The following is a 21,503-nucleotide window of genomic DNA, read 5'->3' on the forward strand; positions in this document are numbered from 1 at the left end:
CGAGCCGTCCACCAGCCCGGCGAAGTCGGTGGCCATGGTTTTGGCCGAGGTCAGGGTTTCGCAGGCGTCGGCCAGCAGCTCTTCGCTGTCGACGCCGGGGGCGATGAGGTAGCGGGTGTTGGGTTTGAACAGCGGTTTTCTGGGGAGCAGGGGATTGAAGTAGTGGTCGAGGGCGCGTTCGGCGGCTTCGTGGAATGTCTTGGAATCGAGGGATTCGTAGGGCGAGGTAGTATCGGTTTCGGGTGGATTTGGCGTTGGTTTGATCATGGTAGTACTCCCTGATTGATGGAGCTGCCACGGTTCGCTGCGAAACGAATGGAGGTGGCAGCTGTACGCGGGTTCGCAGACCGGGAATCAAGGAACCCGGCATACCCGAAGGTATCCCGCGCACAACCGCCATTACGCGACCAGCAAAGAATGCTGAACGGAAACGACGCTCTGGGCGCCTTGATTGATCCGGGCTGCGAAACCCGATCGCTGATTCATCAGCGACCCGGAAACGATAGAGCCGGCCCTCAAGGCGCACAAGCCGGCGGATTCTGGCGGATGCGTAGGCAATGGCGCAAGGCGTTGTGGCTTGCCGGACGTTTCGGTCAACGGCTTTAAACAGTCATGGCGAATCCGTGAAGAAGCGGTTTACAGTGACCGGCCACGCACTGATCCAGGAGGGATCTTCCATGCCTGAGCACAACCCCGCCATTCACCTCGAACGCTTCAGCGAATCCCACGTCGAAGGCGTCACCGCGCTTTACAACGACCCGGCTGTGACCCGGCAGGTGCTGCAGATGCCGTTTCAGTCTGCCGAGATCTGGCGTCAACGACTGAAGCCGGAAAACGAACGGATGGTGAAACTGGTGGCGTTGCATCAAGGTGCGGTGATCGGGCATCTCGGGCTGGAGGCTTTTTCGCGAATTCGCCGCAGTCACGCGGGCAGTGTCGGCATGGCCGTTGCGGTAGCGTGGCAGGGCAAGGGTGTCGGTTCGAAGCTGTTGGCAGCGGCGCTGGACATCGCCGACAACTGGATGAACCTGCACCGGGTCGAGCTTTCGGTGTACGCCGACAACGAGGCGGCCATCAGGCTCTATCGCAAGTTCGGCTTCGAAAACGAGGGCCTGTTCCGCGATTACGCTGTGCGTGACGGGCAATGGGTCGACACTTTGAGCATGGCGCGTCTGCGCAAACGCTGACCTTCTGTCCGTCAATGGTCGATCAGGCGATCGTGCAGGCAAATGACTTGCACGGTCGTCATCGGCATCTGCCATGCTCAAAGTCCGCAGCACCGCTCCTTGAAGGAACACCGCAATGGACGACGTACAGCAACTGGGCGAAATGCTTCGCCACTATGCCGACAGCGAAGCGCACAAGAAGCAATTGTTCGAGACGCAATCGGCGACCTGGGCCACACGGATTACCGAATTGTTCGGGCAGATTCAGCAATGGCTGGAGCCGGTGCAGGCGCCGGGGTTGCTGGAGGTGAGTCGCGAGGCTTATGTGGCGTTCGGGCCGAGCACGCCGGTTGAGACCTCAACCTTCAAGACTGAAAAACTGAGCATCGTGATTGCCGGCAAACCGGTGGAGTTTGTGCCGGATGTGATGGGCAGCGGTGGACAGATTTCGCTGGCGGTGGTGGGGCTGACGGCGGCGCGTTACGGGAGTGTTTCGTTGGTGGGGCTGCCCAATGGTGATTGGCAGTGGCGCAAGACCAATGGGTTGAAGGATCCGGATACGTTTGCTTTCGATGCGAATTTCCTCGCGCAGCAACTGCAGAGCCTCATCCCCCGCGACCGCACCTAAGATCAAAAGCCTACCCCCTCATCGGAACGCCGCCCGCCCAGCCCTCTCCCCCAAGGGGGCGAGGGGGAAAGGGAGCAGATCTGCGTTGTTTTCAATTTTGAGCTCGGCGGAAAGGGAGCCCATCTTCGTTGTTTTCAATATTGAGTTCGACGGAAAGGGAGCAGATCGGGGGCTTTTCAGTTTTTGAGTTCGGCTCGATATTTCAGGTCGGTGTATTTCGAGTAAACAACCCGGTCAGTTCCCTCTCCCTCCGGGAGAGGGTTAGGGTGAGGGGGCTGCCCCTGACACACCTCACATTTCGAGATTGACCCACCCCGGCTTCGCCACCTCCGGCGCCACCGCTTTCACGGTCTTACCGGTGGCCATCTCAACCCGCCGCGCCACCTCCGGATCATCCGCAAACGGCGTCAGACTCGCCTCATCCAGGCTCTCGGTCGTCTCGTGCCGCAAGCAGTACTCCACCGCCAGCCACAAAAACAACACGCCCAACACATTCAAGAAAACATCGAACATGACCGGCTCCCTTTATCAGGCGATCTGCGCTTCACGATGGGCAATCGCAACATCCGCCACACGCACCGTGCGCCACACGTTATAGGCCATCAGCAACATACCGCTGAGGAAGAACACCCCGCCAGCAAACCGCACGACAAACCCCGGATGACTGGCCTGCAGCGCTTCAACGAACGAGTACGTCAGCGTGCCGTCCTCGTTGATCGCCCGCCACATCAGGCCCTGAGTAATCCCGTTGACCCACATCGAAGCGATGTACAACACCGTGCCAATGGTCGCCAGCCAGAAGTGCAGGTTGATCAGTGGCGTGCTGTGCATGCGTTCGCGGCCGAAGACCTTGGGCACCATGTGATAGGTCGCGCCGAAGGTGATCATTGCCACCCAGCCGAGGGCGCCGGCGTGTACGTGGCCGATGGTCCAGTCGGTGTAGTGGGAGAGGGCGTTGACGGTCTTGATCGCCATCATCGGGCCTTCGAACGTCGACATGCCGTAGAACGCCAGCGACAGGACGAGGAAGCGCAGGATCGGGTCAGTGCGCAATTTATGCCACGCGCCGGACAGGGTCATCATCCCGTTGATCATGCCGCCCCAGCTCGGCGCCAGCAGGATCAGCGACATCGCCATGCCCAGTGACTGCGCCCAGTCCGGCAGCGCGGTGTAGTGCAAATGGTGCGGGCCGGCCCAGATGTACAGGGTGATCAGCGCCCAGAAGTGCACGATCGACAACCGGTACGAGTACACCGGCCGATTCACTTGCTTGGGCACGAAGTAATACATCATCCCGAGGAACCCGGTGGTCAGGAAGAAACCCACCGCGTTGTGCCCGTACCACCACTGCACCATGGCGTCGGTGGCGCCGGAGTACACCGGATAAGACTTGAACCAGTCCACCGGAATCGACAGGTGATTGACCACGTGCAGCATGGCGATCACCAGGATGAACGCGCCGAAGAACCAGTTGCCGACGTAGATGTGCTTGGTCTTGCGCTGCACCACGGTGGTGAAAAACACCACGGCATACGCGACCCAGACTACCGCCATCCACACCGCGCCGGAGAATTCGATCTCGGCGTATTCCTTGGTGGTGGTGTAGCCCATCGGCAGGGTGACCAGCATGATCACGATCACCGATTGCCAGCCCCAGAAGGTGAACGCGGCGAGTTTGTCCGAATACAGCCGCACCTGGCAGGTACGCTGCACCGCGTAGTAGCTTGCGGCGAATTGCGCGCTGCCGGCGAAGCCGAAAATCACCAGGCTGGTGTGCAACGGTCGCAAGCGGCCGAAGGTGGTCCACGGCAAGTCCAGATTCATGTCCGGCCATACCAGTTGCGAGGCGATCCATACCCCCATCGCCATGCCCACGACGCCCCAGAAAACAGTCGCGATGACGAATTGGCGGACGACCTTGTAGTTATAAGCCTGTCCGATTGTTGCTGTGCTCATGGTCAGTTCATCCACGGTTGCAAAGTCTTGCCAGGCCACCCGGTCTGGCACGAGCTGCACTGTAGAAACCCCACCGGAAACAAAACAGGCTCAGGAATTGTTCATTTATGCGGATCAGATCAAAGCGCTGCCTGCGGCCATCTGCCGCGCCCTGATACGGTTTTTATGCGTTCAGGTGAATCTGTTGTGCACTGCGCCGTTCGTCCATAGTCAGGGAAAATACTGTGGGAACGGGCGAACCCGAGATAGCGCCAGACGCGAACTGGCGCTATCTCGGGTTCGCCCGTTCCCACAGGAATCCGTGCAAGTTCCTGACGAGGTAGTAGGCCGATGTATCAGTACGATGATTACGACCGGGCGCTGGTGTTCGAGCGCGTTGCGCAGTTTCGCGATCAGGTCGAGCGCTTCATGGCCGGGGAGTTGAGCGAAGAGGAATTCCTGCCGCTGCGCCTGCAGAACGGCCTGTACATGCAAAAACACGCTTACATGCTGCGGGTGGCCATTCCTTACGGCACGCTGAGTGCCGAACAGATGCGCACCCTGGCGAGCATCGCCCGGGATTACGACCGTGGCTACGGCCACTTCACCACCCGGCAGAACATGCAGTTCAACTGGATCGAGCTGCACGAGGTGCCGGACATTCTCGAACGTCTGGCGCAGGTCAACATGCATGCGATCCAGACCTCGGGCAATTGCGTGCGCAACATCACCACCGAAGCCTTCGCCGGGGTCGCGGCGGACGAGCTGATCGACCCGCGTCCGCTGGCGGAAATCCTGCGGCAATGGTCGACGATCAACCCGGAATTCCTGTTCCTTCCGCGCAAGTTCAAGATCGCCATCTGCTCGGCGAAGCAGGATCGCGCGGCAATCATGATGCACGACATCGGCCTCTACCTTTACCCTCGCCGTGACGGCCAGATGCTGCTGCGAGTGATCGTCGGCGGTGGCCTGGGGCGCACGCCGATTCTCGGTCTGCAAATTCGCGATGGCCTGCCGTGGCAGCACTTGCTGTCCTACGTCGAGGCGGTGCTGCGGGTCTACAACCGCCACGGTCGGCGCGACAACAAGTACAAGGCGCGGATCAAGATTCTGGTCAAGGCGCTGGGCATCGAGGCGTTCGCCAAGGAAGTCGAAGAGGAATGGCAACACCTCAAGGACGGACCGGCGCAATTGACCGAGGATGAATTCCAGCGGGTCGCCAGTGCCTTTGTGCCGCCGAGCTACCGCACGCTGGCGGGCACCGATCTGGATTTCGGCACGCACCTGGCCGACAACCCGGCGTTCGCCCGTTGGGTCGCGCGCAACGTGCAACCGCACAAAGTGCCGGGCTATACCAGCGTGGTGCTGTCGACCAAACCGGGTCTGGCCTCGCCGCCGGGGGACGTCACCGATGCGCAGATGCGGGCAGTGGCTGACTGGTCCGAGCGCTTTGGTTTCGGCGAAATCCGCATCGCCCACGAGCAGAACATCGTCTTGCCGGACGTGCCCAAGTCCGAGCTGTTTGCGCTGTGGCAACTGGCGAAAGAGCAGGGGCTGGGCGCTGCCAACGTCGGTCTGCTGACCGACATCATTGCCTGCCCCGGCGGTGATTTCTGTGCGCTGGCCAATGCCAAATCGATCCCGATTGCCCAAGCGATTCAGGCGCGGTTCGACAACCTCGATTACCTGCACGATCTTGGGGACATCAGCCTGAACATTTCCGGCTGCATGAACGCCTGCGGCCATCACCACATCGGCAACATCGGGATTCTCGGCGTGGATAAGAACGGCAGCGAGTGGTACCAGATCACCCTTGGCGGGGCTCAGGGCAAGAACAGTGCGCTGGGCAAAGTGATCGGCCCGTCGTTCAGCGCTGCCGAAGTACCGCAGGTGATCGAACGGATCATCGGCACTTTCGTGCGTTATCGCGAGGCCGAAGAGTTGTTCGTCGACACCGTGGCGCGCATCGGACTGGAGCCGTTCAAGGAGCGGGTTTATCCGAAAGCGCAGGAGGTGTCGGCATGAACAATTTGTTGCGCATGGAGGAGAGCGGGGCGCGCATCGTGCTGGATGATCCGTGGACGCTGATCCGCTCGCCTGAAACGTCTGACAGCACTGAAATGCTGATTCTGCCGCTGGCCCACTGGCTCGAATCGCCCTCGACCCATGCGGTCTGGCTCGGCCCCGACGACGGCGTCGAAAGCCTGTTGCCATGGTTGACCTCGCTGCCGCTGATCGCCCTCGACTTCCCGAGCTTTCGCGACGGCCGTGCCTACAGCCAGGCCTATCTGCTGCGCAGCCGTTTCGGCTGGAAAGGCGAGTTGCGCGCCATCGGCGATGTGCTGCGCGACCAGCTCAGCCACATGCGCCAGTGCGGTTTCGACAGCTTCGCGGTGCGCGAGGACAAATCCGCCGAGGATGCGCTCAAGGGCCTGGCCGGGATGAGCGTGTTGTACGGGCGCTCGGTGATCGAGCCGCGACCGTTGTTCCGGCGCCGGTGATGCAGGGGAAACCCTTAGAACCCTGATGAATCGGGGATTTTTCCTTGGGTCGATGGTGGCCTTTTGGTAGAGTCCCCGTCGCCAGCGGGTTTTCGGCTGGACGACGGAACGAAGAAGGGAGTCTGATCAGTGAGTCCGGGCAAAAAAATTCTGGGCATCACCGCGTTGCTGCTGATGGTGACGCTGTGGGCCGGTTACATCTATGTGTTCAATGAAAACCGTGGCGGTCAGCTCGGTGGTGTCGGCGAAAGCACCGCCTGGTGCGGCACGCCGCCGAACACCGAAGCGGCGCTGCTGGGCAAGGATCAGCTGACCCTGCGCATCACCAACAACCTGCGCGGCGAGTTCATGCTCAGCGGCGCGGTGGTGGTCTCCGAACGCACCTTCAACCGCTATGACCTGGGCCGCAACGAACTGCGTCTGCGCCTGGAACCGTTGCAGTGGTCGTTTGGCGTCACGCCGATCTTCCTCGAACAGGTGAAAGTCCTGCCCCTGAGCCGCAACCTCGCCTCGACCGACAAGAGCGCTTTCGCCGAACTCGAATCGCGCCCGATCAGCGTTCAGGGCCGGGTCACCGAATTTCCCTTCGACACCTATCGCTACGGCTACAAACCGGTGCTGTATTACCTCAAGGGCAGCGAGCGCATCGACCTGCGCTTCAAGAACATCACCACGCTGATGGAGATGTCCAACACCTTCACGCCGATCCAGAAGTACAACCGCGCCGACTACATCAACGAGAAAAACTCGATGATCCGCGACGAGGACTACAAGGCCTACGGCCCCCACGAATGCGCGTTCAGCGTCGAGCGCAAAGGCTCGTTCAAGGTTGTGGTGCTGTTGATGCTGCTGGTGCTGTGCCTGCCGTTGCTGCTGGTGTTCTACCGCGATGAGCCGGGAATCGACTTCCTTGCCACGCTGGTGGGGATCGGCGTGATGCGCACGGTGCTGGTGGGGCCGGTGCAGGATTTCCAGCTGTACAACATTGATTTTCTGTTCGGTGCGGCGATTTTGCTGGTGGGGACCGTGTCGCTGATCAAGGCGATGCGGGCCAACAGCCGGCGGGAGATGGCGTTGAGGAGTGGGGAGACTTCGAGCTGGTAGAAGAAAGCCTTGAGCACCTGTGATGGTCCGGACCTTTCAAAGGTCCGGACCCGACGTTGTGCAATGTTGGGGTTTCTGATCGCAAACGGCGCGAATTTAGCTATACCTGTAACTCCCCCGACGCAATAAATTCGGCCTTCCGACAGGAGTTACAGCATGAAGCTAGCCGTAATGATGAGCACCCTGTGCATTGCCACGCTGGGCGTGGTGGGCTGCTCCAGCAAAACCGTCGCACCCGACGAGTACTCAGGCTTCCTCAAGGACTACAGCCAGCTGAGGGAGGCCAAATCCCCGTCGGGGGCCGAAGTGATGCGCTGGATCGACCCGAAAGTCGACATCGGCAAATTCACCAGCTTCTACGTCGAACCGACCCAGCTCTATCCCAAACCGCAACCCACCGTGAAGATTCCGCAGCAGACCCTCAACGGCATCACCAGCTACTACGATCAGGCGCTCAAGCGTGAACTGGGCAAATCCCTGCCGCTGGCCTCGGGCCCCGGGCCGGGCGTGATTGTGGTGCGCGCGGCCATCACCGCCGTCAGCAGCAAGACCGAAGGCCTGCATGCCTATGAAGTGATTCCGGTGGCGTTGGTGGCGGCAGCGGTCAGCACCGCCAGCGGTATTCGCGATCAGGAAACCACGCTGGCGACCGAGGCGGTGTTCCTCGATGGCGGCACCAACAAGGTGGCGGCGCAGGTGGTGCGCAAGGGCACTGGCAAACCGCTGGAAAACGATTCGCAGGTGATGAAGGCCGATGACGTGAAAAGCGTGATCGATGGCTGGGCGTCGGACCTGCATCAGTCCTACCTCAAGCTCAAGGCCAAGTAAGACCGGCACGCCGGGTCGTCCCTGAGGGCGATCCGGCGTGCGCACGGCGTCAGAAACTGGCGCGCGCCAGTCGGTTGTAATGGCTGAGCAAACCGTCGTAACGGCGAGTCACGGCGTAGTAGTCCTCGCTCAAACGTTCGGGCTTAGCGTGGTTGTGCCAGTCTGCTTGCAGGGTGTTCAACGCCTCGAGATAGCTTTGCCCCGGCTCGCCGATGCGCAGCCACAGATCCCGTGCGGCATCGGTCTTGTTCTGGAATCCACCCGTGCGCGGTGCGAGCCAGGGTTCGCGACGGTTCCACGCCTGTTGCAACTTCGCGGTGGTGTCGGCCAGCAATTTTGGGGTCAGAGTGCGGTTTTTCATCGCTTCGTCGAGCACGTCGACAGTCTCCCGCGCCTGAATCATGTACGCCAGCAAGTCCCAATGAATGTCCCTGCCCAGACGCGCCTCGATCAGCTTGAGCTGTTCAGGACGTTGCGCGGCGTCGAGCGGCAGCAGGCTTTGCCGCAGAGCCGTCGAGGCGCCGATGTATTCCTGTGAAACGCGCTCGATCGCATCCAGTTCTCCAGGGGAAGGCTGTTGCGACCCGGAGGTGAAACTCGCCTCTCGGTAAAACCGCGTGGGGGCAATGGTGGTCGTGACGTGACTCAGCGCCCGGACGTACTCGTTCGCCTGTCGCGCCAGTTCAGGCTGCCACGCCAGAAGATCGAGTTTTTCCGTGAGGCCCTGACCGCAGACATCGCGCTGAATGTCGCGCACATTGAACGCGTCACTGTCGTCGAAATCCTTGAGGCTCTTCAGCCAGCGCTGGTCGCGAGGCAAGGGCGGTTGAGGGTTTTTGTAGCGGTCATAGGCCACTCGCCATTGCACATCGATCCGGTTGACGCAAGCGATCACCGGGCTCAGGGCATTGGCCTGGGCGGTGATCGGTGCATCGCGCCCGTCCAGCCAGAGATCGAGTTGCAGGAAAGGGCGGGTCGCACTCGTCAGCGCCATCACCACCAGCGCGAAGAAAATACCGACGCAAAACATCACTCTCGTGGTCATGGGCGCGCCTCCTTGCCGTACCACTGTTCAACGGTGGCCGGTGCGCTGCATTCGGCGGTGGTGGCCGGCAAGCGGCTGCACAGGCGTTCGGTCCAGGGTTGCAGACCCTGATTGCGATTGACCGTACCTTGGCTGGCGACCACTTTGAATACGCCGAGCACGAGGGACAGCACCACAATCCCGAGGATCGTCACGCCGACTTTCACGGCTGTTCGGCTCTCTTCCCAGGATACCCGTGGCCTGGACTGCCAGCGGCGAACCAGTCCGAAGGTCGTCAGGGTCGCGGCGTACACCCCGCCGGCAATCGGGCCGAAAAACCAGCCGAGCCCGGCCACCATCAACGCGCCGGGCACCAGGTCACGCAGCACGCCGAACGGCGGCGAGTCTTTGAAAACTCCGGGGCAAAGAGCAGCGCTGAGCCGGTCATCCAGCCGCCATACGCGATGGGCGAGGTTGTGCACCAGCCAATTGAGCCCGGCCACGATCACGCCGAACACCACAGTCGAAATCATGACGATGTTGATCAACCCGCTGAGCCGCATGCCCAGCGGAATGTAATGGGTGAACGCGCCGATCAGGCAGGCCAATACCACGCCCACGTAGGTCGGCCAGTCATTGAAGCTCAGCTCCCAGTCACGCCAGAAAAAAGCCGTACCGCCGGGCATCTGTGTGCAGACCTTGGGGTGATTGGCGTACAGCTCGGAACTCAACTTGCGGCACTGCGCCCAGTCGTCCTCGTGCAGGCGTCGGGCCAGTGCGCGGCGGGCGCTGAACGAGCCGGTGCCCAGCAGCAGGCGGGCGGCGCGGTGTTCGGGGGTGACGGCGGGCTCCGTGGCCAGTTGTTGCTGGTGAGCCAGGAAAAGCGGCGCATTCTGGCGAGCCAGCAGGCGTTGCCATTCGCCGTCAGGGCAGGGATTCCCGGTGCAGCCGTGCCAGCCCTGACCGGCGCGCACCCGTTCGAAAATCTCGGGAGACCAGACCGGCGCATCCAGCAGCAAATGGCTCAGGGCACGGTTGAACCATTCCTGATGTTGCTGAATCGCCAACCAGTTGAAATCCGCGCAGCGGGCATAGGCCTGGAGAAATCCGTCGACGTCTTCCCGTTCGAGCGCATCACGCATCGGTTGCGCAATGCGCGCGCGTTGTTGATCCAGCAACAGGTCAATCGATATTTCGTCCAGCTCCAGGCGTTGCCAGGCGCTGAACCAGAAGAAGGTCGGGATGGCCCAGTCCACCAGCGTCTGCGAAGTCTCAGGGTGTTCAATGCAATGATGCAGCACCGTGTCTTCGAAGAAATGTGCGCAACCCTGTTCGAGGGTGACGGCATGGCGATGATTCAGCTCTTCAACGCTGAGCCCGTCCAGCGAGCGGGTCGCCAGTTGCAGGGCATCGACCTCGACCACGGTGAGGCCGGTCAGGTCCCAGGACTCTTCAATACCCTGTTCCTGCTCTACGTCCTGATTCTGCTGCCATTCCTTGTACGCCAGCGCCAGCGCATAGGCATCGCGCAGCCGCTGGAAGCCCTCGGGGTCGTCGTCGGGGCGGGTCTGTTTGAGCAGGACGGCATATTGGCGTTTGATAGTGCGCACATCGGCGTCGGCCGACAGGCCAAGGACGGTCCAGCAACTCATTGCGATGACAACTCCATAACAACCGCGACGCGATCCAGTGGTGGCATTGTGATGTTGCGCACCCTACCTGTTTCGCGTCGAAAAGTCCTCGTGTCTCGCTCAGTCGTCATCGGCCATGCAGAAAATGCTCACGCTCCCGATTCGGGGCCTTAGTGTTTTTTGGCTTGTTCGCGGATGCGTTCTTCCTGCTCGCGCAGTTCCGGGGTGAACTCGGCGCCGAAATCTTCCGGGCTGAAGACCTGGCGAATCTCGATCTCCGACTCAGTGCCCGGCATGGGATTCGGGCAACGCTTGACCCATTCGATGGCTTCCTCTTTGGATTTCACGTCCCAGATCCAGTAACCGGCGATCAGCTCTTTGGTCTCGGCAAACGGGCCGTCGATCACGCTGCGGGTTTCACCACTGAAACGTACGCGGGCGCCTTTGCTGCTGGGGTGCAGGCCGTCGGCAGAAACCAGGATGCCGGCCTTGGCCAGTTCCTCGTTGTAGTTGCCCATGTCGGTCAGCAATTGCTCGCTGGGCATCACGCCGGCTTCGGAGTCGTGGCTGGCTTTGACAATGATCATGAAGCGCATGGTGTTTCTCCGCAGATAGGTGAGGGATTCATGGCTTAGTCGAACGGCCGGGGTCTGAATCGACAGGTCGTTAAAGAAAAGACGCAGACTTGCGTTTTAACAAGCATCACCCTCTTTGAGGGCGGGGATGTGGGGCTACTGGAGAATGTGTATCCAGTTTTGCGTGCCAGCACATTGCAATTTCAGTCCAGGCATAGGTCGTCGGACAATTTCGTGGTTAACTTCTGCCTCTTGCATGCTTTCCCAACAACGTTAAGAAGGACTCCGTTCATGGCTCAAGTCACGCTCAAAGGCAACCCGGTTCAAGTCAACGGCCAACTGCCACAAGCCGGTTCCAAGGCGCCAGCCTTTTCCCTGGTAGCCGGCAATCTGTCCGACGTCACCCTGAAAGACTTCGCCGGCAAGCGCAAAGTGCTGAACATCTTCCCAAGCGTCGACACCCCGACCTGCGCCACCTCCGTGCGCAAGTTCAACGCCCAGGCCAACGACATCAGCAACACTGTTGTGCTGTGCATCTCGGCTGACCTGCCGTTCGCCCAGGCTCGTTTCTGCGGCGCCGAAGGTCTGGAAAACGTACAAAACCTGTCGACCTTGCGCGGCACCGAGTTCCTCGAGAACTACGGCGTGGCCATCGCTGACGGCCCGCTGAAAGGCCTGACCGCCCGTGCGGTGGTTGTACTGGACGAAAACGACAACGTCCTGCACAGCGAACTGGTCAAGGAAATTGCAGAAGAGCCTAACTACGAAGCGGCGCTGTCCGTTCTCAAGTAAGCGCTTTTACAATTGTTAACGGCCTGGCCCTGTCCAGGCCGTTTTCATTTGTGTATCAGTGTTTTGCCTCACACCTTGAAACGTAAGTGGAAGGTAAATTGCCGGTAAAGCTGCTTTGCTAAATCCCGGCCAGTGCTTATCGTTCAGCCTCCCGTAAAAGAAGCCCACGCGCCCAATGGTTAATCACTCCATGCAATCGTCTTCCCGAAACTCCCGTCGCTGGCTGTTGAGCCTGCTTGTCCTGCTGGTCATTGCCGGTCTGTGCGGGAAATTCTGGCCCGCCGGTTCGACCCACAAGGAGGGCGGCGAGAAGGCGCAGGCCGGTCACACCGGCCGTTCGGGGATGATGCGTCCGGGCTTCGGCGGGGCGGCAGGGCCGATTCCAGTGCGCGTGGCGCCGGCGGTCACCGGGGACTTCCCGCTGTACTACAAGGCCCTGGGCACGGTGACGGCGCTCAACACCATCAATGTGCGCAGCCGGGTCGGCGGCGAGTTGGTGAAGATCTATTTCGAGGAAGGGCAGATGGTCAAGGCCGGCGACCTGCTGGCAGAGATCGACCCGCGCCCCTACCAGAACGCCTTGCTTCAGGCCGAAGGCACCTTGCTGCAGAACCAGGCGCAGTTGAAGAACGCCCAGGTCGATGTCGAGCGTTATCGCGGTCTTTACAAGGAAGACAGCATCGCCAAGCAGACACTGGACACCGCTGAAGCGCTGGTCGGCCAATACCTCGGCACCGTGAAAACCAATCAGGCGGCGGTCAACGACGCCAAGCTCAATCTCGAATTCACCAAGATCCGCGCACCGATTGCCGGTCGCGTCGGCCTGCGTCAGCTCGACGTCGGCAACCTAGTGGCGGCCAACGACACCACGTTCCTGGCGGTCATCACTCAGACCCAGCCGATCAGCGTCGCCTTCACCCTGCCGGAAAACAGCCTGGAAACCGTACTCGCCCGCTACCGCAGCGGCGCCAAACTGCCGGCCGAGGCCTGGGATCGTGGCGACACCAAACTGCAAGCCACCGGTGTACTGCAAAGTCTCGACAACCAGATCGACGTGACCACCGGCACCCTGAAATTCAAGGCGCGCTACGAGAACCGCGATCAGTCGCTGTTCCCCAACCAGTTCGTCAACGTTCACCTGCTGGCTGACACCTTGAAAGGTGTGGTGCTGGCTCCATCGGCTGCCATCCAGTTCGGTACCAACGGCACCTTCGTGTACGCGCTGGACGGCGACAAGAAAGTCACCATCCGCCAATTGAAGATCGGTGCCAGCGACGGCGAAAACACGGTGGTCACCGAAGGCCTGGCCGCCGGCGACCGGGTGGTGCTGGAAGGCACCGACCGCCTGAAGGAAGGCAGTGAAGTGGAAGTGGTCAACGACAGCAAGGATGTCCCGACCACCCCGACCGAACACCTGCAAGGCAAGTCCGCCGCCACCGCGCCTGACGCCACCGTCACTGACAAGGCCAAGAAGGGCGCATGAACATTTCGCGTCTGTTCATCCTCCGCCCGGTCGCCACCACGCTGAGCATGCTGGCCATCGTGCTGGCCGGTCTGATCGCCTATCGCCTGCTGCCGGTTTCGGCCTTGCCGCAGGTCGATTACCCGACCATCCGGGTCATGACCCTGTATCCGGGCGCCAGTCCGGACGTGATGACCAGCGCCGTCACCGCGCCGCTTGAGCGCCAGTTCGGGCAGATGCCGGGCCTGACGCAGATGGCGTCGACCAGTTCTGGCGGCGCGTCAGTGCTGACCCTGCGTTTCAGCCTCGACATCAACATGGACGTCGCCGAACAGCAGGTGCAGGCCGCGATCAACGCCGCGACCAACCTGTTGCCGACCGACTTGCCCGCGCCGCCGGTGTACAACAAGGTCAACCCGGCGGACACCCCGGTGCTGACCCTGGCCATCACCTCGAAAACCATGCTGTTGCCCAAGCTCAATGATCTGGTCGATACGCGCATGGCGCAGAAGATCGCCCAGATCAGCGGCGTCGGCATGGTCAGCATTGCCGGCGGCCAGCGTCAGGCGGTGCGGATCAAGGTCAACCCTGAAGCCCTAGCGGCCAACGGCCTGAACCTGTCGGACGTGCGCACGCTGATCAGTGCGTCCAACGTCAACCAGCCCAAGGGCAACTTCGACGGCCCGACCCGGGTTTCGATGCTCGACGCCAACGACCAGCTGACGTCGCCCAAGGATTACGCCAACCTGATCCTGGCCTACGCCAACGGCGCGCCGCTGCGGCTCAAGGACGTCGCGCAGATCGTCGACGGCGCCGAGAACGAGCGTCTGGCAGCGTGGGCCAACCAGAATCAGGCTGTTCTGCTGAACATCCAGCGTCAGCCGGGCGCCAACGTGATCGAAGTGGTCGACCGGATCAAGGCGCTGCTGCCAAGCATCACCGACAACCTGCCGGCCGGTCTCGACGTGGTCGTGCTGACCGACCGCACCCAGACCATCCGCGCTTCCGTCACCGATGTGCAACATGAACTGCTGATCGCCATTGCGCTGGTGGTGATGGTGACGTTCCTGTTCCTGCGGCGTGCCAGTGCGACGATCATTCCGTCGGTGGCCGTGCCGCTGTCGCTGATCGGTACGTTCGGCGTGATGTACCTCGCTGGCTTCTCGGTCAACAACCTGACCTTGATGGCGCTGACCATCGCCACCGGTTTTGTGGTCGATGACGCGATCGTGATGCTGGAAAACATCGCGCGTTTCATCGAAGAGGGCGACAGTCCGATGCAGGCTGCGCTCAAGGGCGCGAAGCAGATCGGTTTCACCCTGATTTCCCTGACTCTGTCGCTGATCGCGGTACTGATTCCGCTGCTGTTCATGGCCGACGTCGTGGGGCGGTTGTTCCGCGAATTCGCCATCACCCTGGCGGTGGCGATCCTGATTTCCCTGGTGGTCTCGCTGACCCTGACGCCGATGATGTGCGCGCGTCTGCTCAAGCGTGAGCCGGAAGCACATGAACAGGGCCGTTTCTACCGTGCCAGTGGTGCGTTCATCGACTGGATGATCGCCGCTTACGGGCGCAAGTTGCAGTGGGTGCTCAAGCACCAGCCGCTGACCCTGCTGGTGGCCATCGGCACCCTGGCCCTGACCGTGTTCCTTTATATGGTGGTGCCCAAGGGCTTCTTCCCGGTGCAGGACACCGGGGTGATCCAGGGCATTTCCGAAGCACCGCAGTCGATTTCCTTCGCGGCGATGGGCGAGCGTCAGCAGGCGCTGGCCAAGGTGATTCTCGAGGATCCGGCGGTGGAAAGCCTGTCGTCCTACATCGGTGTCGACGGTGACAACGCCACGCTCAACAGCGGTCGGCTGCTGATCAACCTCAAGCCCCATGGCCAGCGTGATCTGACGGCGACCGAAGTGATTGCCCGCCTGCAACCGCAGCTGGACAAGCTTGTCGGCATCCGTCTGTTCATGCAGCCGGTGCAGGACCTGACCATCGAAGACCGCGTCAGCCGTACCCAATACCAGTTCAGCATGTCGTCGCCGGATTCTGAATTGCTCAGCCTGTGGAGCGGCCGTCTGGTCGAGGCCCTGGCCCAGCGCCCGGAACTGACCGACGTCGCCAGTGACTTGCAGGACAAGGGTTTGCAGGTGTTCCTGGTGATCGACCGCGACGCTGCTTCACGGCTGGGTGTGTCGGTGTCGAACATCACCGATGCGCTGTACGACGCGTTCGGCCAGCGGCAGATTTCGACCATTTACACCCAGGCCAGCCAGTACCGCGTGGTGCTGCAAGCACAGGCCGGGGAGAAGATCGGCCCGCAGGCGCTGGATCAGATTCACGTCAAGACCACCGATGGCGGTCAGGTGCGGTTGTCGAGTCTGGCCCACGTCGAGGAGCGGCAGGCGCAACTGGCGATCACCCACATCGGCCAGTTCCCGGCGGTGATGATGTCGTTCAACCTCGCGCCCGGCGTGGCGTTGGGGCATGCGGTGGACATCATCGAGCAGGTGCAGAAGGACATCGGCATGCCGATCGGCGTGCAGACCCAGTTCCAGGGCGCGGCCGAAGCGTTCCAGGCATCGCTGTCGAGCACCTTGCTGCTGATTCTGGCGGCGGTGGTGACCATGTACATCGTGCTCGGCGTGCTTTACGAGAGCTACATTCACCCGATCACCATTCTGTCGACCTTGCCGTCGGCGGCGGTGGGGGCCTTGTTGGCGTTGCTGCTCAGTGGCAATGACCTGGGGATGATCGCGATCATCGGCATCATCCTGCTGATCGGTATCGTGAAGAAGAACGCGATCATGATGATCGACTTCGCCCTCGACGCCGAACGCACTCAGGGCATGGCGCCGGAGCAGGCGATTTATCAGGCGGCGCTGTTGCGTTTCCGGCCGATTCTGATGACCACGCTGGCTGCGCTGTTCGGTGCGGTGCCGCTGATGCTGGCCACCGGTTCCGGCGCTGAATTGCGTCAACCGCTGGGTCTGGTGATGGTCGGCGGGTTGCTGGTGAGTCAGGTGCTGACGCTGTTCACCACGCCGGTGATCTACCTGTACTTCGATCGTCTCGGCCGGCGCTGGGGCCGTGCTCCTTCGGCCGTGGAGCCGGTGGAACAGCCATGAACCTGTCCGGTCCTTTCATCAAGCGCCCGGTGGCGACCATGCTCCTGAGCCTGGCGATCATGCTACTGGGCGGTGTGAGCTTCGGTCTGCTGCCGGTGTCGCCGCTGCCGCAAATGGACTTCCCGGTGATCGTGGTGCAGGCCAGCCTGCCCGGCGCCAGCCCGGAAGTCATGGCGTCCACTGTGGCCACGCCGCTGGAGCGTTCGTTCGGCGCCATTGCCGGCGTCAATACCATGAGCAGCCGCTCCAGCCAGGGCTCGACCCGGGTGATTCTGCAATTCGACCTCGACCGCGACATCAACGGCGCGGCGCGGGAAGTGCAGGCGGCGATCAACGCCTCGCGCAACCTGCTGCCGAGCGGGATGCGCAGCATGCCGACCTACAAGAAGGTCAACCCGTCGCAGGCACCGATCATGGTGTTGTCGTTGACCTCGGACGTGCTGGAAAAAGGCCAGCTCTATGACCTGGCCTCGACCATCCTGTCCCAGAGCCTGTCCCAGGTGCAGGGCGTCGGCGAAGTGCAGATCGGCGGCAGTTCCCTGCCGGCGGTGCGCATCGAACTCGAACCCCAGGCGCTGAACCAGTACGGCGTGGCGCTGGACGATGTGCGCAAGACCATCGCCGAAGCCAACGTGCGCCGGCCCAAGGGTTCGGTCGAGGACGAGCAGCGCCTGTGGCAGATCCAGGCCAACGACCAGTTGGAGAAAGCCAAGGACTACGAATCGCTGATCATCCACTACAACGGTGGCGCGGCCCTGCGTCTGAAAGACGTGGCCAAGGTCAGCGACGGCGTGGAAGACCGCTACAACAGCGGTTTCTTCAATGATGACGCGGCGGTGCTGTTGGTGATCAACCGCCAGGCCGGCGCCAACATCATCGAGACGGTCAACGAAATCAAGGCGCAGTTGCCGGCGTTGCAGGCAGTGCTGCCGGCCAGCGTCAAACTGAACCTGGCCATGGATCGCTCGCCGGTGATCAAGGCCACCCTGCACGAAGCGGAAATGACCCTGCTGATCGCCGTGGCGCTGGTGATTCTGGTGGTGTTCCTGTTCCTCGGCAATTTCCGCGCGTCCCTGATTCCGACGTTGGCGGTGCCGGTGTCGCTGGTCGGCACCTTCGCGGTGATGTACCTCTACGGATTCTCGCTGAACAACCTGTCGCTGATGGCGCTGATTCTCGCCACCGGGCTGGTGGTGGACGACGCCATCGTGGTGCTGGAAAACATTTCCCGGCACATCGACGAAGGCGTCAAACCGATGAAGGCCGCGTACCTCGGGGCCAAGGAAGTCGGTTTTACTTTGCTGTCGATGAACGTCTCGCTGGTGGCGGTGTTTCTGTCGATCCTGTTCATGGGCGGGATCATCGAAAGCCTGTTCCGCGAGTTTTCAATCACCCTGGCCGCCGCCATCGTGGTGTCGCTGGTGGTTTCCCTGACGCTGACCCCGATGCTCTGCGCCCGCTGGCTCAAACCCCATACGCCGGGTGAGGAAAACCGCCTGCAACGCTGGAGCCGCCGCACCAACGACTGGATGGTCGGCAAATACGCCACCAGCCTCGACTGGGTGTTGCGCCACCGTCGACTGACCTTGCTGAGCCTGATCATCACCGTCGGGGTCAACGTCGCTCTCTATGTGGTGGTGCCGAAAACCTTCATGCCGCAGCAGGACACCGGCCAGTTGATCGGTTTTGTGCGCGGTGACGACGGTCTGTCGTTCAGCGTGATGCAGCCGAAAATGGAAGTGTTCCGCCGCGCCGTGCTCAAGGACGCAGCGGTCGAGAGTGTGGCCGGGTTCATTGGTGGCACCAACGGCACCAACAACGCGTTCATGCTGGTGCGCCTGAAACCGATCAAGGAGCGCAATATCTCTGCGCAGAAGGTCATCGAGCGCCTGCGCAAGGAAATGCCCAAGGTGGCCGGTGCGCAGTTGATGCTGATGGCTGACCAGGACCTGCAATTCGGCGGCGGTCGCGAGCAGACCACTTCGCAGTACAGCTACATCCTGCAAAGTGGTGATCTGGGCGCCTTGCGCGAGTGGTACCCGAAAGTGGTCACCGCATTGCGCGCCTTGCCGGAACTGACTGCCATCGACGCCCGTGAAGGACGCGGTGCGCAGCAGGTGACGCTGATCGTCGACCGCGATCAGGCCAAGCGCCTGGGCGTGGATATGAACATGGTCACGGCCGTGCTCAACAACGCCTACAGCCAGCGGCAGATTTCCACGATCTACGACAGCCTCAACCAGTATCAGGTGGTGATGGAGGTCAATCCGAAATACGCTCAGGATCCGGTGACACTCAAGCAGGTTCAGGTAATCACCGCCGACGGTGCGCGGATTCCGCTGTCGACCTTCGCCCATTATGAAAACAGCCTGGAAGACGACCGGGTCAGCCACGAAGGCCAGTTCGCCTCCGAGAGCATTTCCTTCGACATGGCCGAAGGCGTGACAGTGGAGCAGGGCAGTGCGGCCATCGAGCGGGCGATTGCCAAGGTTGGCTTGCCCGAAGACGTGATCGCAAAAATGGCCGGTACAGCCGACGCTTTCGCCGCCACTCAGAAGAGCCAGCCGTTCATGATCCTCGGTGCGCTGCTGGCGGTGTATCTGGTGCTGGGTGTGCTGTATGAAAGCTACATTCATCCATTGACGATTCTGTCGACATTGCCGTCGGCCGGGGTCGGTGCGTTGCTGTCGATCTATGTACTGGGCGGCGAATTCAGCCTGATCTCGCTGCTCGGGCTGTTCCTGCTGATCGGTGTGGTGAAGAAGAACGCGATCCTGATGATCGACCTGGCGCTGCAACTGGAGCGTCATCAAGGCATGGCGCCGCTGGAGTCGATCCGTAGCGCCTGTCTGCAACGCTTGCGGCCGATCCTGATGACCACGCTGGCGGCGATCCTCGGCGCCTTGCCGTTGCTGCTGAGCCGGGCCGAAGGCGCGGAAATGCGCCAGCCGCTGGGCCTGACCATCATCGGCGGGCTGGTTTTCAGCCAGGTGCTGACCCTTTACACCACGCCTGTGGTTTACCTCTATCTCGACAAGTTGCGCCATCGTTTCAACAAATGGCGTGGCGTGCGCACCGATGCCGCTCTGGAAACTCCGCTATGACTGACCGTTCGCTTATCAATCTGGCTACCGTTCGCGGCTCGCGTCTGCTGAGCCTGTCCCTGTGCGTGGCGATGCTCAGTGCCTGCGCCGTCGGCCCGGACTACCAGCGCCCGCAGACCGCCGAAATCGCCCAGTACAAGGAAGCCGAAGGCTGGCGTCAGGCCAACCCGAGCGATTCCCTGGCACGCGGTGCCTGGTGGGAACTGTATGGCGACCGTCAGCTCAACGAGCTGATCGAGAAACTCAACAGCTCGAACCAGACCGTCGCCCAGTCCGAAGCCCAGTACCGTCAGGCCCAGGCCTTGGTGCGCAGCGCGCGCGGAGCGTTTTACCCGAGTGTCGATCTGAGCGCCGGCAAGACCCGTTCCAGCCAGGGCACTGGCAGCAGCAGTTCGAGCCTGAGCAGTTCCTCCAGCGGTATCCGTGACACTTACAACGCGCAACTGGGCGTGAGTTGGGAAGCGGATGTCTGGGGCAAGTTGCGTCGTGGCCTTGAAGCCAATGAAGCCAGCGCCCAGGCGAGCTACGCCGATCTGGCGGCGATGCGCTTGAGCCAGCAATCGGAACTGGTGCAGAACTACCTGCAATTGCGGGTGATCGATCAGCAGAAACGTTTGCTCGAATCGACAGTGGCCGCTTACGAGCGCTCGCTTAAAATGACCATGAACCAGTACAACGCCGGGGTTTCCGGGCGTGACGCGGTGGCGCAGGCACAGACCCAGCTGAAAACCACTCAGGGCGATCTGGTCGACCTGATCTGGCAACGGGCGCAGTTCGAAAACGCCATCGCGGTACTGACCGGCCAGCCGCCCGCCGAATTCAACATTGCCGAAACCCAGGACATTCCCAAGCTGCCGCAGATCCCGCTGAGTCTGCCGTCGCAGTTGCTCGAGCGCCGTCCGGACATCGCCTCGGCCGAGCGCTCGGTGATTGCGGCCAACGCCAACATCGGCGTGGCCAAGGCCGCGTACTACCCGGACTTCAGCCTGAGCCTGAGCGGCGGCTACAGCAGCAGTACCTCGCAGAACCTGATCAGCCTGCCGAACCGCTTCTGGTCGGTGGGGCCGAAAATGACCCTGCCGCTGTTCGACGGCGGCATCCGCTCGGCCGAAGTCGACCGCACCGAAGCCGTGTACGACCAGACCGTGGCCAAATACCGCCAGACCGTGCTCGACGGTTTCCGCGAAGTGGAAAACTATCTGGTGCAATTGAAGGTGTACGAAGACGAAGCGGCCGTCCGCCAGGAAGCCCTCGATGCGGCGCGGGACTCGTTGCGTCTGACTGAAAACCAGTACAAGGCCGGGGTGATTGCTTATCTCGACGTGGTGACGGTGCAGGCGACGGCGTTGAGTAATGAACGCACTGTCCTGAATATCCTGCAGAGCCGTTTGATTGCCAGCGTGCAGTTGATCGCAGCGCTGGGCGGTGGTTGGGACGGGCAGCTGGAAACCACTGATAACCGCTGAAACCGAGCTGGTAACGATCTTCTCAAGACCCTGAATTAGAGCCCTGTCAGACGATCAAACAAGCGTTTCATCGGGTTGATGGCCATTTGATTACTTTGTCAGTGAATTCTTTTACGCAATCAGTACAATCGGCGCATTTGGCCCCGCCGAGAACGGACGCAGTAC

The 21,503-nt window shown here is 61.4% G+C and carries 17 protein-coding genes; 11 read left to right on the top strand and 6 right to left on the bottom strand.

Going from position 1 to position 21,503, the window contains the following annotated elements; all coding sequences use genetic code 11:
- The coding region (locus GQX66_RS22405) for a hypothetical protein (protein ID WP_240871517.1) at positions 1–267 on the bottom strand (267 nt) is incomplete at its 3' end.
- Between the two features lie 410 nt (positions 268–677).
- On the opposite strand from GQX66_RS22405, the gene GQX66_RS22410 reads away from it, so the two are divergent.
- Both GQX66_RS22410 and GQX66_RS22415 read left to right on the top strand, forming a co-directional pair.
- A complete protein-coding gene (locus GQX66_RS22410; protein ID WP_240871519.1) occupies positions 678–1,187 on the top strand; it encodes a GNAT family N-acetyltransferase in 510 nt (169 codons plus the stop codon).
- A 115-nt stretch (positions 1,188–1,302) separates the two neighbouring features.
- Positions 1,303–1,794, top strand: coding sequence for a hypothetical protein (locus GQX66_RS22415; RefSeq protein WP_129974375.1), 492 nt, complete (start codon positions 1,303–1,305; stop codon positions 1,792–1,794).
- Positions 1,795–2,085: 291 nt separating this feature from the next.
- Here GQX66_RS22415 and GQX66_RS22420 read toward each other — a convergent pair whose 3' ends face one another.
- Complete coding sequence (locus GQX66_RS22420; protein ID WP_085745843.1) at positions 2,086–2,307, bottom strand: CcoQ/FixQ family Cbb3-type cytochrome c oxidase assembly chaperone; 222 nt, start codon at positions 2,305–2,307, stop codon at positions 2,086–2,088.
- Between the two features lie 15 nt (positions 2,308–2,322).
- Positions 2,323–3,750 (bottom strand): cytochrome-c oxidase, cbb3-type subunit I, encoded by a 1,428-nt coding sequence (gene ccoN / locus GQX66_RS22425; protein WP_240871523.1) that lies wholly within the window; start codon positions 3,748–3,750, stop codon positions 2,323–2,325.
- 330 nt (positions 3,751–4,080) lie between these two features.
- Here ccoN and GQX66_RS22430 point away from each other — a divergent pair, with 330 nt between their 5' ends.
- From GQX66_RS22430 to GQX66_RS22445, 4 genes are all read left to right on the top strand, one after another.
- A complete protein-coding gene (locus GQX66_RS22430; protein ID WP_240871529.1) occupies positions 4,081–5,754 on the top strand; it encodes a nitrite/sulfite reductase in 1,674 nt (557 codons plus the stop codon).
- The gene (locus tag GQX66_RS22435) at positions 5,751–6,230 is read left to right on the top strand and encodes a DUF934 domain-containing protein (protein WP_240871531.1); all 480 of its coding nucleotides are present in this window, start codon (positions 5,751–5,753) and stop codon (positions 6,228–6,230) included. The genes GQX66_RS22430 and GQX66_RS22435 overlap by 4 nt, the downstream gene beginning before the upstream one ends.
- Positions 6,231–6,359: 129 nt before the next feature.
- Complete coding sequence (locus GQX66_RS22440; RefSeq protein ID WP_240871533.1) at positions 6,360–7,334, top strand: hypothetical protein; 975 nt, start codon at positions 6,360–6,362, stop codon at positions 7,332–7,334.
- Between the two features lie 156 nt (positions 7,335–7,490).
- Positions 7,491–8,162 carry a DUF3313 domain-containing protein gene (locus tag GQX66_RS22445; protein WP_011333935.1) on the top strand — a complete coding sequence of 224 codons (672 nt, stop codon included), beginning with the start codon at positions 7,491–7,493 and terminating at the stop codon, positions 8,160–8,162.
- A gap of 49 nt (positions 8,163–8,211) precedes the next feature.
- Here GQX66_RS22445 and GQX66_RS22450 read toward each other — a convergent pair whose 3' ends face one another.
- From GQX66_RS22450 to GQX66_RS22460, 3 genes are all read right to left on the bottom strand, one after another.
- On the bottom strand, positions 8,212–9,207 hold the full coding sequence (locus GQX66_RS22450) for a DUF3829 domain-containing protein (RefSeq protein ID WP_240871535.1): 996 nt from the start codon (positions 9,205–9,207) through the stop codon (positions 8,212–8,214).
- Positions 9,204–10,838, bottom strand: coding sequence for a J domain-containing protein (locus tag GQX66_RS22455; RefSeq protein ID WP_240871537.1), 1,635 nt, complete (start codon positions 10,836–10,838; stop codon positions 9,204–9,206). Before GQX66_RS22455 ends, GQX66_RS22450 begins: the two co-directional genes overlap by 4 nt.
- Before the next feature lie 149 nt (positions 10,839–10,987).
- Entirely contained in the window at positions 10,988–11,413 is a 426-nt protein-coding gene (locus GQX66_RS22460) for a YciI family protein (protein WP_085745837.1), read from the bottom strand.
- A gap of 270 nt (positions 11,414–11,683) precedes the next feature.
- Between GQX66_RS22460 and tpx the strand changes: the two genes are divergently transcribed.
- From tpx to GQX66_RS22485, 5 genes are all read left to right on the top strand, one after another.
- Positions 11,684–12,184, top strand: a complete 501-nt coding sequence (tpx, locus tag GQX66_RS22465) for a thiol peroxidase (protein WP_011333939.1) — start codon at positions 11,684–11,686, stop codon at positions 12,182–12,184.
- A gap of 175 nt (positions 12,185–12,359) precedes the next feature.
- Positions 12,360–13,667, top strand: coding sequence for an MdtA/MuxA family multidrug efflux RND transporter periplasmic adaptor subunit (locus tag GQX66_RS22470; protein ID WP_240871538.1), 1,308 nt, complete (start codon positions 12,360–12,362; stop codon positions 13,665–13,667).
- Complete coding sequence (locus GQX66_RS22475; RefSeq protein ID WP_007955054.1) at positions 13,664–16,768, top strand: MdtB/MuxB family multidrug efflux RND transporter permease subunit; 3,105 nt, start codon at positions 13,664–13,666, stop codon at positions 16,766–16,768. The genes GQX66_RS22470 and GQX66_RS22475 overlap by 4 nt, the downstream gene beginning before the upstream one ends.
- Complete coding sequence (locus tag GQX66_RS22480) at positions 16,765–19,872, top strand: efflux RND transporter permease subunit (protein WP_129974201.1); 3,108 nt, start codon at positions 16,765–16,767, stop codon at positions 19,870–19,872. Before GQX66_RS22475 ends, GQX66_RS22480 begins: the two co-directional genes overlap by 4 nt.
- Entirely contained in the window at positions 19,869–21,338 is a 1,470-nt protein-coding gene (locus tag GQX66_RS22485; protein ID WP_102718046.1) for an efflux transporter outer membrane subunit, read from the top strand. The genes GQX66_RS22480 and GQX66_RS22485 overlap by 4 nt, the downstream gene beginning before the upstream one ends.
- Positions 21,339–21,503: the final 165 nt, after the last annotated feature.

Source organism: Pseudomonas sp. B707 (genome assembly GCF_022496685.1).
In the GTDB taxonomy this organism is placed as follows: Bacteria; Pseudomonadota; Gammaproteobacteria; order Pseudomonadales; family Pseudomonadaceae; genus Aquipseudomonas; species Aquipseudomonas paraglycinae.

What these genes read in the sequence shown, in the direction of transcription:
- GQX66_RS22415 (WP_129974375.1), top strand. Translation starts at nt 1,303, where the DNA reads ATGGACGACGTACAGCAACTGGGCGAAATGCTTCGCCACTATGCCGAC.
- GQX66_RS22445 (WP_011333935.1), top strand. Translation starts at nt 7,491, where the DNA reads ATGAAGCTAGCCGTAATGATGAGCACCCTGTGCATTGCCACGCTGGGC.
- GQX66_RS22480 (WP_129974201.1), top strand. Translation starts at nt 16,765, where the DNA reads ATGAACCTGTCCGGTCCTTTCATCAAGCGCCCGGTGGCGACCATGCTC.
- GQX66_RS22475 (WP_007955054.1), top strand. Translation starts at nt 13,664, where the DNA reads ATGAACATTTCGCGTCTGTTCATCCTCCGCCCGGTCGCCACCACGCTG.
- GQX66_RS22460 (WP_085745837.1), bottom strand. Translation starts at nt 11,413, where the DNA reads ATGCGCTTCATGATCATTGTCAAAGCCAGCCACGACTCCGAAGCCGGC.
- GQX66_RS22485 (WP_102718046.1), top strand. Translation starts at nt 19,869, where the DNA reads ATGACTGACCGTTCGCTTATCAATCTGGCTACCGTTCGCGGCTCGCGT.
- GQX66_RS22420 (WP_085745843.1), bottom strand. Translation starts at nt 2,307, where the DNA reads ATGTTCGATGTTTTCTTGAATGTGTTGGGCGTGTTGTTTTTGTGGCTG.
- GQX66_RS22455 (WP_240871537.1), bottom strand. Translation starts at nt 10,838, where the DNA reads ATGAGTTGCTGGACCGTCCTTGGCCTGTCGGCCGACGCCGATGTGCGC.
- GQX66_RS22410 (WP_240871519.1), top strand. Translation starts at nt 678, where the DNA reads ATGCCTGAGCACAACCCCGCCATTCACCTCGAACGCTTCAGCGAATCC.
- tpx (WP_011333939.1), top strand. Translation starts at nt 11,684, where the DNA reads ATGGCTCAAGTCACGCTCAAAGGCAACCCGGTTCAAGTCAACGGCCAA.
- ccoN (WP_240871523.1), bottom strand. Translation starts at nt 3,750, where the DNA reads ATGAGCACAGCAACAATCGGACAGGCTTATAACTACAAGGTCGTCCGC.
- GQX66_RS22430 (WP_240871529.1), top strand. Translation starts at nt 4,081, where the DNA reads ATGTATCAGTACGATGATTACGACCGGGCGCTGGTGTTCGAGCGCGTT.
- GQX66_RS22435 (WP_240871531.1), top strand. Translation starts at nt 5,751, where the DNA reads ATGAACAATTTGTTGCGCATGGAGGAGAGCGGGGCGCGCATCGTGCTG.
- GQX66_RS22470 (WP_240871538.1), top strand. Translation starts at nt 12,360, where the DNA reads ATGGTTAATCACTCCATGCAATCGTCTTCCCGAAACTCCCGTCGCTGG.
- GQX66_RS22450 (WP_240871535.1), bottom strand. Translation starts at nt 9,207, where the DNA reads ATGACCACGAGAGTGATGTTTTGCGTCGGTATTTTCTTCGCGCTGGTG.